This is a genomic window from Mesorhizobium sp. LjNodule214 (assembly GCF_964252735.1).
Lineage (GTDB): Bacteria > Pseudomonadota > Alphaproteobacteria > Rhizobiales > Rhizobiaceae > Mesorhizobium.
The window spans coordinates 1004479-1018466 of sequence record NZ_CAXUPE020000003.1 but is presented as its reverse complement, the minus strand read 5'-3'; the positions used below and the strand labels follow the sequence as shown (position 1 = coordinate 1018466).

The following is a 13988-nucleotide window of genomic DNA, read 5'->3' as shown; positions in this document are numbered from 1 at the left end:
TTGCCCGCCGGTCACGAAGCCACGTCTTGGGCGGCAAGGCCGCCAAAACGGCGTTCGCGGCTGGCGAAATCGCGCAAAGCGTCGGCTAGGTGTTCGCGGCTGAAGTCTGGCCAGTAGCAAGGCAGGAAGACCAGTTCGCTATAGGCAGCCTGCCACAGAAGGAAGTTCGACAGCCGCAGCTCGCCGCTGGTACGGATGACCAGCTCCGGATCGGGGATGCCTTCGGTGTCGAGGGAACCGGCAAACATGTCGGCCGTGATCGCCTCGCTATCGATTTCGCCGCGCGCGGCGGCGGCGGCGAGTTTGCGCGCCGCGCGAACGATCTCGTCGCGTCCGCCGTAATTGAAGGCGATGACCAGCGTCAGCGCTTCATTGCCCGCGGTCAGCGTTTCGGCTTCCTGGAGCAATCCCCTGATATCGGGCTGCAGCCCTGCCCTGTCGCCGACGATTCGCACCCGCACGCCATTCTGGTGCAGTTCGGCGAGGTCGCGGCGGATGAACAGCTTCAAAAGGCCCATCAGGTCACTGACTTCGGATTTCGGCCGCGACCAGTTTTCCGACGAGAAGGCGTAGACGGTCAGAAACGAGATGCCGAGGCCGGGAGCGGCACGCACCGTCTTGCGCAGCGCCTCGACACCGGCGCGATGGCCGGCAAGCCGCGGCATGCCGCGCGCCTTGGCCCAGCGTCCGTTTCCGTCCATGATGATCGCGACATGCGCGGGCGTTGCCATTGTCTCGCTTTCGAGCCGGTGCAGGACCGACCCTAAACCTGCATGATTTCAGCTTCCTTATCGGAAAGCAGGTGGTCGATGGTGCTGATCATCTCGTCGGTCAGCTTCTGGACCTGATCGGAGCGCTTGCGATGATCGTCCTCGCTGATGTCGCCGTCCTTTTCCGCTTTCTTCAAGAAATCCATCCCGTCGCGGCGGACATGGCGCACGGCGACACGGGCGTTCTCGGCATAGCCATGCGAGATCTTGACCAACTCCTTGCGGCGCTGCTCGTTGAGTTCGGGCAGCGGTATCCTCAGATTGGTGCCGTCGACGATCGGGTTGAAGCCGAGATTGGATTCGCGGATGGCGCGATCGACCGCGCCGACCATTGCCTTGTCCCAGACAGAAACCGAAATCATGCGCGGCTCCGGCACCGACACGTTCGCCACCTGGTTGATCGGCATGGCGGTGCCATAGGCCTGGACCTGGATGGCGTCTAGCAGGTTGCTGGAGGCGCGGCCGGTGCGCAACGAAGCGAGATCATGCCGGAATGCGGCAATCGCCCCATCCATGCGCCGCTTGAGGTCGTCGAACTCACCACTCATCTTTATCTCCTCGACCCGTTAGCCGGGTTCACTGCTTGTGTTCGAGCCTTGTTTCGAAAAAAACCGGTGCCCTGGTTTTCGAAACAGCTCCGGATCAATCGTCCGCAACGACCGTACAACGGCCGCCGCCCCTCAGAATATCGCCAAAACCACCCTTCTCATGGATCGAATAGACGATTATCGGAATGTTGTTTTCCCGCGCAAGTGCAATCGCGGCCGTATCCATGATCGAAAGGCCTTTGTTGATGACTTCGGCGTGGCTGATGCGCTCGAAGCGCGTCGCGTTCGGGTCTTTCTTGGGGTCGGCCGAGTAGACGCCGTCGACCTGGGTGCCCTTGAACAGCGCATCGGCGCCGATTTCGGCGGCGCGAAGGGCAGCGGCCGAATCGGTGGTGAAGAACGGATTGCCGGTGCCGCCGGCAAAGATCACGACCTTGCCCTGGTTCATGTAGGCGGTCGCCTGGCGTTGCGAGAAGCTCTCACAGAGCTCGGGCATGGCGATGGCGGACAGAACCACCGCGTCGACGCCAATCTTGTTCAGCGAGGTGCGCAGCGCCAGCGAGTTGATGACGGTGGCGAGCATGCCCATGTGGTCGCCGGTGACGCGGTCGCCGCCCTTGGAGGCAACCGCGACGCCGCGAAAGATGTTGCCGCCGCCGATGACCACTCCCACCTCGATGCCCAGCGCACGGGCCTCCGCGATGTCGGCGGCAATGCGGTCGACAACCGAGACGTCGATGCCGAAATGCTGTTCGCCCATCAGTGCTTCGCCCGACGCTTTCAACAAGACACGTCGGTAGAGGGGCTTCACCGTCATCTGGTCCTCGTCATTTTGCGTGTGATGCGCCTGGGGGGCAGGCCGCGCAGGCGCCGCGCTCCTAACACCGGCGCGATGCCGAGTTCCGATACACGAAGGGCGCCGCGATGTCACGCGGCGCCCTTTCGCAATTCCCGGCTGTTTTGGTCGCGGTCGGTCAGCTGCTGGTGACGCTGACGGCCTCACCTTCGATGAGTACTGGCGGGGCATAGCCGACAGGCTTGTCGCCGGTCGAGGCACCGCCGGTAACCCGGGCCTGTATCTCGGAACCGAAATACGAATAGGGAAATGGCGCCGGTGATCTGCTGACCGAATCCAGCCTCTCGCGAAGGTCGGCGGGGATCGAGAAGTCCAGCGCCCCGAGATTGTCCTGCAGCTGTGCCAGCTTCGTGGCTCCGAGGATGACAGAGGCGATGCCCGGCTGCGTCGCCACCCAGTTGAGCGCGACCTGGGGCATGCTGCGGCCGAGTTCGGCGGCGACCTTTTCGAGCTCGGTCACGATCTTCCAGTTGCGCTCCGTGAATTTCTGGAACCCCGGATGGGTGGTGTTGCGAAAACCATCGAGCCGCCCGGCATTTCCGGCCTGGGTCGGTCGGTACTTGCCGCTGAGCAGGCCGCTGGCCAGCGGACTCCAGACCATGATACCGGCGCCGTGACGCGTGCCGAAGGGTACGAATTCGTGCTCGATCGTGCGCTCGGCGAGCGAATATTCAAGCTGCAGGGCCGAAACCGGCTCGTAGCCGCGCAATTCGGCGATCACCTGCGCCCGGCCCGCATACCATGCCGGTACGTCGGACAGGCCGACATGGCGCACCTTGCCGGCACGCACGAGGTCGTCCAGCGTGCGCATGACCTCTTCGGCCGGCGTCAGCTTGTCCCAGACATGCAGGAGATAGAGGTCGATATAGTCCGTGCCCAGCCGCCTGAGCGAAGCCTCCACCGCGCGCATGATGTTCTTGCGCCCGTTGCCGCCGGCGTTCGGATTGCCGGGCTCCGTGTTCATGGTGAACTTGGTGGCGATCACGGCCTTGTCGCGCAGTCCGCGATCGGCCACGAATTCGCCGAGCCAGGTCTCGCTGGTGCCACCGGTGTAAAGGTCGGCGGTATCGAAGAAATTGCCACCCGCCTCGACATAGGTGTCGAACATGGCACGGGCAGTTTCCCTGTCCGCTCCCCACCCCCATTCGGTGCCGAAAGTCATGGTGCCCAATGCCATGCGGCTCACCCGGAGGCCGCTGTTTCCGAGATTGTAGTAAGTCATCGTCATGGTGTCGCTCCGATCGAGATCAAGATTGATGCCGCCGGTCAGTGGCCAGGGGTGGCTTTGACCCACGGGTTGCCGCGCTCATGCGTCATCCGGAATGCGAAGCGATCCACTTTCCAGCCGTCATCCGAACGGGTCAGGTGGTGTTCGTAGGTGCCCCAGACTTCCCAGAGCGGGTCGCCATTGCCTTCCATCCGGTTCCAGGCGTAGCCGTTTGACGACACCGTGGCGCCGTTGCCATCGATGGCGACCTGGTGGTTGGTGCGCAGGTGCAGGCTTGTCTTGCTGCCCCTCAGGTTCGCCGCCCAGGTCCCGATCAGGTCGTCCGAGGCAATGGTTGCCGGAGGCTGTCCGCTCAGGCTGCTGAAATCGACCGTGACGCGCTCTGCGAAATAGCTGCGGGCGAGTTGCCAGTCCTGCGCGTCGACGGCGCGATCGATGGCGTCGGCGATGCTGATGACGGCGCGCTCGCCGGCGAGCACCCGCCACTCGGATGATTCGGCGCCACCGGCATCGACTGGCGCCAGCGCAATGCCTGCTGCGAAGGTGACGTTTCTCAACGCGTTCATGTCTCATCTCCTTGTGCACCAGCCCGCCGCCGATGTGTTGAGAGCAATATGGGCCGGCGCGTTGGCATCGAGAAGATTGCATTGTTCGCAAGGACTATGCGATATTGTTCATGAATGGACCGAGACCTGCTCAGCCATCTGCCAGTCGTCGTCGCCGTTGCCCGGCGCGGCGGCTTCGCGCTTGCCGCGGCCGAACTCGGCATGAGCCCCTCGGCGGTCAGCCATGCGGTGCGTCTCGTCGAGGAGCGGATCGGTCAACCGCTGTTTGCGCGTACGACGCGCAGCGTCTCACTGACCGAGGCCGGCAAGGCGTTGGTCGAGACGGCCGCCCCTGCGTTGCAGGACATCGCCGAGAGGATGGATCGTATCCGTGGCAGCAAGGGGCGCCCGGCAGGCCAGCTCAGGATCAACGCCTCCAACATAGCGATCCCCCTGGCGGTGACGCCTGTGTCAGCAATGATGGCGGAGCGCTATCCGGACGTGACGGTCGAAATAGTCGCCGACCAGGGGCTCGTCGATATCGTCGGAGAAGGGTTCGACGCCGGCATCAGGCTCGGCGAGATGATCGCGCAGGACATGGTCACGGTCCGGCTTACGCAGCCGTTCAGCGCCGTCATGGTTGCCTCTCCCGCCTATATCGGGCGGCACGGTCGTCCGCGCGATGTGGTCGATCTCGCGAACCACAATTGCATCGGCTACCGGCTTGTCCGCAGCGGCGCGCTCTATCGCTGGGATCTGACGGAGGACGGCAAGGACGTGTCCGTGGAAACGCGCGGCACGGCAATCGTCACGGATTCACTCGCCGCGATCGATCTCGCGCTGGCCGGAATCGGCATTGCCTATGTTTTCGAGCCGCTGGTGCGCGTGCACATCGCCGCCGGCAGCCTCGTGCAGATCCTGCCGCAATCGGCGATCGAGGAACCCGGCCTGTTCCTCTATTTCCCGCGCCGGGCGTCGATGGCCCCGAAGCTCAGGGCCTTCATCGACACCGCACAAGAAATCGGCCGGGCATCCTCGCGGACGCCCGGCCGTGCTGCCTGAGCAGGGGAGCTCTTTTCAGAGCTATTTCTTGACCGCCGCAGCGACTTCCGCCGCGAAATCGGTCTCTTCCTTCTCAATGCCTTCGCCGAGCGCGAAGCGCAAATAGGCCGTGATCTTGGCCGGCGCGCCGATCTCCTTCTCGGCATCCTTCAGCGCCTTCTCGACGGTAATGTCGGGATTGAGCACGAAGGCCTGCTTCAGGAGAACGACCTCTTCGTAAAACTTGCGCAAGCGACCCTCGACCATCTTCTCGATGATCGCTTCCGGCTTGCCGGACTGGCGCGCCTGGTCGGAGAAGATCGCCTTCTCACGCTCGACCGCCGCCGGATCGATCTGCTCGGCTGTCAGCGCCATCGGGTTTGTGGCGGCGACATGCATGGCGACCTGGCGGGCAAAGGCGTTGGCCGCCTGCTCGTTGCCGGTGGTCTCGATGGCAACCAGCACGCCGAGCTTGCCGAGGCCATCGGCAACCGCGTTGTGGACGTAAGTCGCCACAGCACCGTGCTCGACGGCAAGCTTGGCCGAGCGACGGAAGCTGATGTTCTCGCCAATGGTGCCGATCGCGTCCTTGATGGTGTCGGTGACCGACTTGTCCGAGCCCGGATATTTCGCCGCAGCGACCACTTCGGTCTTGCCGCCATAGGCGAGCGCGACCTTGGCGATGTTGCGAACCAGCTCCTGGAACTGCTCGTTGCGGGCGACGAAGTCGGTCTCGGAATTGACTTCAACGATGGCTGCCTCGCGGACGCCGGAATCGACGCCGATCAGGCCTTCGGCGGCGGTGCGGCCGGCCTTCTTGTCGGCCTTGGAAATGCCCTTCTTGCGCAGCCAGTCGATGGCCTCTTCCATGTTGCCGTTGGTCTCGTTCAACGCCGCCTTGCAGTCCATCATGCCCGCGCCGGTCAAGTCGCGGAGTTCTTTGACCTGTGCAGCCGAAATGCTCATTGTCGCCTCTTTGTTTCAAATGCGCCGACGCACCATCGATTCCCGATGATGCGCCCGACACCAGCGCTTAACGCGCCAACATATTGGAAAGATGAAGGCCGGAACCGGCCTTCGCTATTAGGCTTCCGGGCTCTCGGCGGCCGGGGTCGGATCGAGCGCCGGCTCGACAGGAGCCTCGACCGAGGCGCCAATGTCGACGCCGAGCGCGCCCTGCTGGCGAGCGATGCCGTCGATCGCAGCCTTGGCGATCAGGTCGCAGTAGAGCTGGATGGCGCGGGCGGCGTCGTCATTGCCGGGGATCGGGAAGTCGATCTTGTCCGGATCGCAGTTCGAATCGATGATGGCGACGACCGGAATGCCCAGGCGCTTGGCCTCGAGAATGGCGATCGCTTCCTTGTTGGTGTCGATGACGAACATCAGGTCCGGGGTCGAGCCCATGTCCTTGATGCCGCCCAGCGCCTTGTCGAGCTTCTCGCGCTCGCGGTCGAGGTTGAGGCGCTCCTTCTTGGTGAGGCCCTGGGCCTCGCCGGCCAGCAGCTCATCGAGCTTGCGCAGGCGCTGGATGGAATTCGAGATCGTCTTCCAGTTGGTCAGCATGCCGCCGAGCCAACGCGAATTGACGTAGTACTGCGCTGAACGCTGCGCTGCATCGGCAACGATGTCGGATGCCTGGCGCTTGGTGCCGACGAACAGCACGCGGCCGCCCTTGGCGACGGTGTCTGACACCTGCTTCAGCGCCTGGTGCAGCAAAGGCACCGTCTGCGACAGGTCGATGATGTGGATGTTGTTGCGGGCGCCGTAGATGTAAGGCGCCATCTTCGGGTTCCAGCGGTGGGTCTGGTGGCCGAAGTGAATGCCAGCTTCCAAAAGCTGGCGCATGCTGAAATCAGGCAGAGCCATTCTTAGTTCCTTTCCGGTTAGCCTCCACGGACACAGGCATTTCCGGACCGAGGTCCTTGAACGCCACCGGAGGTTTCAGCCGGATTTCTCCCGGGCAGACACCAAAGTCCGTGTGTGGAATGAGCGCGCATATAGAGGGGATGCGCGACAAACGCAAGCGCTGCGCCGACTTATGGCTCAGCGTGCGGCGATCAGCGCACCGGTGCCGATCATGGCGCTGCCGGCAAACCTGTTCATCAGGCGCATACGGCCCGGCGTCCTGAACCAGCCGGAAGCCCTGCCGGCCAATGCTGCATAGACGCCCATGGTAAGGATGTTGACGCTGATCACGACGGCGATCACCAGCAATCCGTCGGCGAAGGTCATCGTATCGAGGTCGAGGATCAGCGGCATGATGGAGGCATGGAACAGGATCGCCTTGGGATTGCCCAAAGCGATGGAAGCACCGAGGAAAAACGATCGCGACAGCCTTGGCTGCGTCGCAGTCGGCCCATCGGATTGCACGGCTGCCGACCGCCACATCCTGATGCCAAGAAACACCAGATAGGCGGCGCCTGCATATTTCAGGGCGAGAAACACCCATTCGAAGGTCTGCGCCAGTGCCACCAGGCCGAGCAGTGCCAGGATCACCAGCACCGCGTCGCCGGCGGCGATGCCGATACCGGCCATGAAAGCGCGAACGAAGCCGCGCGAGACGCCGCTGGTGATGACCGCAAACATCGCCGGACCGGGCGTGGCAGCCGCAAGTGTGATCGCGGCGCAGTAAGCCAGAAATGCCGTCAATGTCATCGCCGTCTCTTCCCGTTCGGCACTCGCACCCGCCGGAAGATCGCAACGATCTCCTCGCGGCTGCATTCGATGGCGCCGAGCCGCACCGCGCGGTCGCGCTCGAAGCCGGTTATGTCATAATGCGGCGCCGATGTCCTGGGTGGTCCCTGATAGGATGAACGCTTGACGCCGAGCGCGGCCGCAAAGCGATGCAATTCATCGGTATCGTCGGCCATCAGATGGCACCAGCGGTGGCCGGCCCATTTCCAGATTGCTGCATCGACATAGACCGCCATGAGGCTTGCCGCACTCCCGATTTCTCTCTGGCAGCCATGCGATCAGCCCGGCGTCCAACCTCAGCGATGATAGAAGGGATTCGGATAGGAAATGAAGCCGCCGCTTGCTTCGAGACCGGCCACGATGTCGCTGATCGCTTCCTGCATGCGCGACCGCAATTCGTCGAGCGCCTCGTCGACCGAGCCTTCAAAGGCGTGCAAGCCCAGTGGTTCCGGCACGCGGATATGGGCACGGCGCGGTCCGGCCGGCTGCGGAATGAAGCGGTTGAGCGTATCGCGCAGTCCGCCCTTGCAATAGTCGTTGCGGATGCGCTTCAGATGCTCGGCGATCTCCTCCTGTGTGACCGTCGGACTGACTGACGCCCAAGGCCCGACCCGCTGTAGGCGCTGGATCGTCTCGGTAAGCGCGCGGATCTTTTTCGATCTCTCGGCGTCGCCGGCGTTTTCGCGCAACCAACGGCGTGACAGGCGCAGCAGCTCGGCGATGTCGCTGATGGCGGTGCCGGCCGAAATGACCTCGCCGAGCCGGTGGCGCAGTTCGACCAGCAATGCCTTTTGCAGTATGTCGTATGGGAGCCGCCGGTCGGACACCATGCCCGAGGCGGCCACGTCGCGCGACAACAGTGTCGAATAGATATGGTGAACACGCTCCGGCAGCGTATCGGCGGAGCGGCGGTCGATCCCCAGCCTGCGCTCGACATAGGTGCATTCCTTTGCGAGCGCCGGCTCGACATTCCCAGTGAAGGCGAGCTTCCAGACCACCGGCGCGACCCAGACCTTGAAATCGGCAGCCGTGGCGCGGCCACGCTTCAGCGCCTCGAGACCCATCTCGACGGCACCCGGAAGCAGCGGCGCGACGACATTGCCGTGCCAGCCGACGCTGCCTTCCGGATGCAGGAGCACGCCGTGCCCTTGCAGCGCCCAGCCGACCGAGTGTTCCTTGGCGGCCTGGCTGTTGCCGGGGATCTGGGCGATCAGATTGTTGGCCAGCCAGAATTTCTGCATCAACCGGCCGAGGCCGTTGACGACGCCATGCGTGGCCCAGGACGCGGCGAGCGGGCTGACCTGCGAGACGATCTCCTTGTCGATCATCCAGTCGGTGAAGAATTCGGGATGGTTTGGGGTGATGAACGTCGCCTTGCCGGCGCCACAGCAGGCTTTCAGCCGATCCCGGTCAGCGTCTGGAAAATCGATATGGCGGACATTGGCGACACCGCGCAATCCGGCCAGCCGGTTGAAGGGCAAGAGATCGCGAAACCCCGGCACGCCGCGCAGCATGACGATCCGGTTGAACACCGTCATGACCCTGATCAGCGCCGGATTGGGCCGCGGCGCCACGAACACGTCGATTCTGCTCAAGCTGAACTCCCCCGATATGCCTCAAGGGAAAGCTGGAACCTGATTGCGGCGCGTTCAAGTCGATCGCCGCGTCGTGGTTAACCCAAGCAGGCTGGGGCTATTTCGCCGGACAGGGCTTCGATTGGTCGAACAGCGACAGGTTGACCAGCTTGCCGGTCATCGAGAACTCTCCATAGTCCATGGTGAGGTCGCGGGTGATGCCGTTCTCGTGCAGCTTGAAGCTGATCCGGTATTCCGGCACCTCCTCGCCGGTCTTGTCGGTGTCGTCGAAATAGGCGATGTCGACCGGCCAGTATTTGTCGCCGGCGAGCTTGGCCAGCGCCGGCGCTTCCGGATCGGCCTTGTCGCCGTCGGCCTTCTTGCCGACGATGACGGTGGTGGTCATCACCTTGTTGGCGTCTTCCGAGCCGTCGAAGAGATTGGTTTCATAGAAATTTTCGCCCTTTTCCGCCTTGCCGATCAGCTCGACCAGATGCTGGGTCGGGAACTGGGTGGCGGCAAGCTCCAGGCTGTTCTTCTCGGGCTTGTCGATATCGACCTTGAGGCCCTTGGCCTCCTTCGTCGCGGTGCCCTTGACCTCCTTGTCGAGGTTTTGGTCGACGAAGGATTTGGTGACGAAGGAGAAGGTCTTGCCCTCGGCATCCTCGAAGGTGGTCGTCTGCTGGTCGGTCAGCCTGGTGTTGTCGTTGGTGACGATCTGGGTGACGAAGCGGAACTTGACCGTATAGCCCTCGCATGGCGAGCCGTTGAACTCATACACCATGCGGCCGGAAATGCCGGTGATTCCCGAGCGATCGGAGGCCTTGCTCAAGGTGAGATCATAGACGGCCCGATGCGCCTGCAAAGCCGGCACGGCAAAGGCTGGAGCCATCGAGAAGAGCGTTGGCAGCAGGACGGCGTGGAAGGCAAGGCGCGTTGCGCGCATATGGTGCTCCGATCGTCGCGGCTGATGGCAGGCCGCAGGGAAAGATGGTCCAGCTTAAAAAAAGTCATGGCGGAAGCGAGGCAAAAATAGCAATTTCGGCCCGGCCCGCGCGGCGTCTTCAAGCAATAGGGAAATACGATGAGTGAAACAATCGAAAAGCGGCTAAGCGATCTCGGCGTGACGATTCCCGTCGCCGCCGCGCCCGCCGCCAACTATGTGCCCTATTGCCGAACCGGCAACATGCTGTTCACCGCCGGGCAGTTGCCGCTCAAGGACGGCAAGCTGCAGGCGAGCGGCCTGCTTGGCCGCGATGTCGACATAACGGCCGGCAAGGAGGGTGCAAAATACTGCGCGATCAACATTTTGGCGCAGGCCAAGGCGGCACTCGGCGATCTCGAGAAAATCCGCCGCGTGGTGAAGATCACCGTCTTCGTTGCATCGGCGCCAGATTTCGTCGAGCAGCATCTGGTCGCCAACGGCGCTTCCGACTTTTTGGTCGCGGTGCTCGGCGAGCGCGGCAAGCATGCCCGTTCCGCCGTCGGCACCGCCTCGCTGCCGCTCAATGCCGCAGTGGAAATCGAAGCGATCTTCGAAGTCGAATAGAGCAGGCTCAATCATGACCGATCTTTCCTGGCTGACGGCGCGCCCTGTCGCCCATCGCGGTTTCCACGACATGAACAAGACGCGTTGGGAAAACACGCTGTCGGCCTTCGCCGCCGCAGCCGAACGCGGCTATGCGATCGAATGCGACGTCCACCTGTCGTCGGACCGAATCCCCGTCATTATCCATGACGGCGACCTCAAGCGGCTGACCGGCCAGGACGGTTTCGTCTGGCAGCGCACGGCCGCCGAACTGACGACGCTCAAGGTCGGCGGCACGTCGGACCACGTACCGACGCTGCAGCAGGCGCTCGATCTGGTCGACGGCCGTGTGCCGCTGGTCGTCGAACTGAAGGGCGTTCCCGGTCACGACCATGGCCTGGTGGAGAGCGTCGGCAAGATGCTCAGGCGCTACAGGGGCAAGGCTGCGATCATGTCGTTCGACCACTGGCTGATCCGCGACTTTCCGAAACACGCGGCCGGCATCCCCGGCGGACTGACAGCCTATGGCAAGGACAACCAGCTGATCGAAGCGCATTTCTCGATGCTGGCGCATGACATCGCCTTCACCTCCTATGCCGCAGGCGACCTGCCGAACCCGTTCGTCAGCTTCGTGCGCGAGCGGCTGAAAATGCCGGTGATCACCTGGACCGTGCATGACCAGCCGGCGGTGGACCTCACCTTCAGATACGCCGACCAGATGACTTTCGAAGGTTTTGAACCCGATCTCGTAAAGGTGGCGTGATCCAGGCTTGCACGGCCCCATAGGGAGCTTAAATAAGCCTCATGGATCAGGGTGACGAAGGCGATGGGCAAACGGCGAATGCGGAGTTTTCGATCCGTGTCGCCGCCGGCATCGGCGCCTTCACCTGCGATGAATGGAACGGCTTTGCAGGCACCACGCGCGGCGATGCAGAAAACGGCTACAACCCTCTCGTTTCATACGCTTTTCTGAGTGCACTGGAGGATTCCGGCTGCGCCGTGCGGCGTACCGGCTGGCAGGGAAATCACCTCAGGCTGGAGAATGCGCAAGGCAGGCTGATTGGTGCCGTACCCTGCTATCTGAAATCGCACAGCCAGGGCGAATATGTCTTCGACCACGGCTGGTCGGATGCTTTCGAGCGCGCCGGTGGGCGCTATTACCCCAAGCTGCACAGTGCTGTGCCGTTCACGCCGGTCACCGGCCCTCGCCTGCTGGTCAACAAGGGCGAGGACGCCGGAACGGTGAAGGCCGGCCTTGCCGCTGGTCTCAAGATGGTGACCGACAAGCTCGGCGTGTCCTCGGCCCATGTCACCTTCGCCGGCGAGAGCGATGTCGCGACACTGGAGGCAGCAGGTTTCCTGCATCGCACCGACCAGCAGTTCCATTTCTTCAACGAAGGCTTTTCGAACTACGACGACTTTCTCGCCACGCTCGCCTCGCGCAAGCGCAAGGCGATGAAGAAGGAGCGGCGCGAGGCGCTTGCCGACGGCATCTCGATCGACTGGCTGACCGGCAAGGACCTGACCGAAAAGGCCTGGGACGATTTTTTCGCCTTCTACACGGATACCGGCAGCCGGAAGTGGGGCCGACCGTATCTCAACCGCGAATTCTTCTCGCTGATCGGCGAGCGGATGGCCGACGACATCCTGCTGGTGATGGCCAAGCGCAATGGACGCTACATTGCCGGCGCCATCAACTTCATCGGCTCCGACGCGCTCTATGGGCGCAACTGGGGCTGCATCGAGCACCACCCGTTCCTGCATTTCGAGGTCTGCTACCACCAGGCGATCGACTTCGCCATCGCGCGCAAGCTGAAGGTGGTCGAGGCCGGCGCGCAAGGCGAACACAAGCTGGCGCGCGGCTATCGTCCGGTGACCATGCATTCGGCGCACTACATCGCGCACCCCGGCCTGCGCAACGCGGTGGCCGACTATCTCAGGCGGGAACGCCGCGAAGTCGAGCGCATGGGCGAATATCTCGAAGACCACACGCCATTCCGCAAGGATCTGGCGGAATAGCTGGGGCCTGGTCGGCGTCGCCTTGCCGCGCGATAGCGGCTTCGCTAAACGGGCTGGACAATTATCTGGAGGGCACGCCATGGCTGAAGCCACCTACGATCCCGGCAACATCTTTGCGAAGATCCTGCGCGGCGAAATCCCGTCGCATCGCGTCTATGAAGATGACGCGGTTGTCGCCTTCATGGATGTGATGCCGCAAGGGACCGGCCATACGCTGGTGGTGCCGAAGGCGCCGTCGCGCAATTTGCTCGACGCCGATCCGGCGACATTCGGTCCGCTCTTTGCGGTTGTGCAGAAAGTTGCGCGGGCCGTCAAAAAAGCCTTCGCCGCCGACGGCGTCACCATCCTGCAGTTCAACGAACCGGCATCGGGACAGAGCGTCTACCACCTGCATGTGCACGTCATTCCGCGCTTCGATGGCATCCCCTTGAAGCCGCATACGGGACAGATGGAAAAGCCGGAGCTGCTGGTGGAGAACGCTGGCAAGATACGGGCCGCGCTCGGGACCTGATCCGGCCGCAACCGAAGTTCAGCCAACCAGCGATTGCGCCAATTTCTGAAAGGCGGTCGGCTGCGTGCCCAGCTGTTGCAGGATTGCCTGTGCGCACTGCGCCGGACTGAGCTGCGAGGTATCGACCTCCAGATCGTAGAGGCCTGGCTTGTGGACCGCCTCCTGCCAGAGCTGGACCGGCAGCGGTGCCGGATCGTCACGCGATGCCGTCACATAGCCCTCCGCGGACGTCCGCGCGCGCCTTTCAAGGATCACCTCAATCGGGCACCGAACACCGACGAAAAGCGCCGGCAGGCCGGCGAGCCGCCGGGCGCAATCGGCAAGGATGTCGAACTGCTTCGAATAGGCGTCGTGATGACCGACATCGGCGACGACATTCAGCCCCGACCGACTGTGGGCGGCAATCGATTCATAGAGCGCGGCGTAGAATTGGGGTAGGTACATTTCGAGATCAGGACGCTCTCCGCCGGGACGCAGGCCGATGCCAGGACGATAGCTTGGCGGGGTGATCCGTGCGTAAACGTCGACGCCCAGATTCATCCAGGCGCCGTCGAACGTCTCCTGGATGACCTGGACAATGCTCGACTTTCCCGATCGCGGCGCGCCGTTCAGAACGATGATTTTCCCGATTTCCACGCGGCATCCTCCTACCAACGAAAAAAGCCCCGTTTCCG

Annotated in this window: 17 protein-coding genes; 5 read left to right on the top strand and 12 right to left on the bottom strand. The window is 63.0% G+C overall.

Going from position 1 to position 13988, the window contains the following annotated elements:
• Window positions 1-11 precede the first annotated feature (11 nt).
• The 5 genes from ACSQ3Z_RS30350 to ACSQ3Z_RS30330 form a co-directional block, all read right to left on the bottom strand.
• Window positions 12-731: an isoprenyl transferase gene (locus ACSQ3Z_RS30350; protein WP_436174908.1), complete on the bottom strand. Its 720-nt coding sequence runs from the start codon at window positions 729-731 to the stop codon at window positions 12-14.
• A 32-nt stretch (window positions 732-763) separates the two neighbouring features.
• Window positions 764-1318 carry a ribosome recycling factor gene (frr, locus tag ACSQ3Z_RS30345; protein ID WP_006205169.1) on the bottom strand — a complete coding sequence of 185 codons (555 nt, stop codon included), beginning with the start codon at window positions 1316-1318 and terminating at the stop codon, window positions 764-766.
• Between the two features lie 94 nt (window positions 1319-1412).
• Complete coding sequence (gene pyrH, locus ACSQ3Z_RS30340) at window positions 1413-2135, bottom strand: UMP kinase (RefSeq protein WP_436174907.1); 723 nt, start codon at window positions 2133-2135, stop codon at window positions 1413-1415.
• A gap of 157 nt (window positions 2136-2292) precedes the next feature.
• A complete protein-coding gene (locus tag ACSQ3Z_RS30335; RefSeq protein WP_436174906.1) occupies window positions 2293-3402 on the bottom strand; it encodes an aldo/keto reductase in 1110 nt (369 codons plus the stop codon).
• Window positions 3403-3440: 38 nt separating this feature from the next.
• Window positions 3441-3968 (bottom strand): nuclear transport factor 2 family protein, encoded by a 528-nt coding sequence (locus tag ACSQ3Z_RS30330; protein WP_436174905.1) that lies wholly within the window; start codon window positions 3966-3968, stop codon window positions 3441-3443.
• Between the two features lie 114 nt (window positions 3969-4082).
• Here ACSQ3Z_RS30330 and ACSQ3Z_RS30325 point away from each other — a divergent pair, with 114 nt between their 5' ends.
• Window positions 4083-5009: a LysR family transcriptional regulator gene (locus ACSQ3Z_RS30325; RefSeq protein WP_436174904.1), complete on the top strand. Its 927-nt coding sequence runs from the start codon at window positions 4083-4085 to the stop codon at window positions 5007-5009.
• 21 nt (window positions 5010-5030) lie between these two features.
• On the opposite strand, the gene tsf is transcribed toward ACSQ3Z_RS30325, so the two are convergent.
• From tsf to ACSQ3Z_RS30295, 6 genes are all read right to left on the bottom strand, one after another.
• Entirely contained in the window at window positions 5031-5954 is a 924-nt protein-coding gene (tsf, locus tag ACSQ3Z_RS30320) for a translation elongation factor Ts (RefSeq protein WP_436174903.1), read from the bottom strand.
• Window positions 5955-6071: 117 nt separating this feature from the next.
• The gene (gene rpsB, locus ACSQ3Z_RS30315) at window positions 6072-6854 is read right to left on the bottom strand and encodes a 30S ribosomal protein S2 (RefSeq protein ID WP_404276793.1); all 783 of its coding nucleotides are present in this window, start codon (window positions 6852-6854) and stop codon (window positions 6072-6074) included.
• 177 nt (window positions 6855-7031) lie between these two features.
• Window positions 7032-7643 (bottom strand): LysE family translocator, encoded by a 612-nt coding sequence (locus ACSQ3Z_RS30310; protein WP_436174902.1) that lies wholly within the window; start codon window positions 7641-7643, stop codon window positions 7032-7034.
• A complete protein-coding gene (locus tag ACSQ3Z_RS30305) occupies window positions 7640-7918 on the bottom strand; it encodes a DUF4031 domain-containing protein (RefSeq protein ID WP_436174901.1) in 279 nt (92 codons plus the stop codon). Before ACSQ3Z_RS30305 ends, ACSQ3Z_RS30310 begins: the two co-directional genes overlap by 4 nt.
• A 60-nt stretch (window positions 7919-7978) precedes the next feature.
• Window positions 7979-9277, bottom strand: coding sequence for a hypothetical protein (locus ACSQ3Z_RS30300; RefSeq protein ID WP_436174900.1), 1299 nt, complete (start codon window positions 9275-9277; stop codon window positions 7979-7981).
• 97 nt (window positions 9278-9374) lie between these two features.
• Complete coding sequence (locus tag ACSQ3Z_RS30295) at window positions 9375-10202, bottom strand: cell envelope integrity EipB family protein (RefSeq protein ID WP_192178773.1); 828 nt, start codon at window positions 10200-10202, stop codon at window positions 9375-9377.
• Between the two features lie 138 nt (window positions 10203-10340).
• Between ACSQ3Z_RS30295 and ACSQ3Z_RS30290 the strand changes: the two genes are divergently transcribed.
• The 4 genes from ACSQ3Z_RS30290 to ACSQ3Z_RS30275 all read left to right on the top strand — a co-directional run bounded on the left by ACSQ3Z_RS30290 (window position 10341) and on the right by ACSQ3Z_RS30275 (window position 13314).
• On the top strand, window positions 10341-10805 hold the full coding sequence (locus tag ACSQ3Z_RS30290; protein WP_436174899.1) for a RidA family protein: 465 nt from the start codon (window positions 10341-10343) through the stop codon (window positions 10803-10805).
• Between the two features lie 13 nt (window positions 10806-10818).
• Window positions 10819-11547 (top strand): glycerophosphodiester phosphodiesterase, encoded by a 729-nt coding sequence (locus tag ACSQ3Z_RS30285; protein ID WP_436174898.1) that lies wholly within the window; start codon window positions 10819-10821, stop codon window positions 11545-11547.
• A gap of 41 nt (window positions 11548-11588) precedes the next feature.
• Window positions 11589-12803, top strand: a complete 1215-nt coding sequence (locus ACSQ3Z_RS30280) for a GNAT family N-acetyltransferase (protein WP_436174897.1) — start codon at window positions 11589-11591, stop codon at window positions 12801-12803.
• 79 nt (window positions 12804-12882) lie between these two features.
• A complete protein-coding gene (locus ACSQ3Z_RS30275) occupies window positions 12883-13314 on the top strand; it encodes an HIT family protein (RefSeq protein WP_436174896.1) in 432 nt (143 codons plus the stop codon).
• Between the two features lie 18 nt (window positions 13315-13332).
• On the opposite strand, the gene ACSQ3Z_RS30270 is transcribed toward ACSQ3Z_RS30275, so the two are convergent.
• On the bottom strand, window positions 13333-13968 hold the full coding sequence (locus ACSQ3Z_RS30270; RefSeq protein ID WP_436174895.1) for a chloramphenicol phosphotransferase CPT family protein: 636 nt from the start codon (window positions 13966-13968) through the stop codon (window positions 13333-13335).
• Between the last annotated feature and the right edge of the window lie 20 nt (window positions 13969-13988).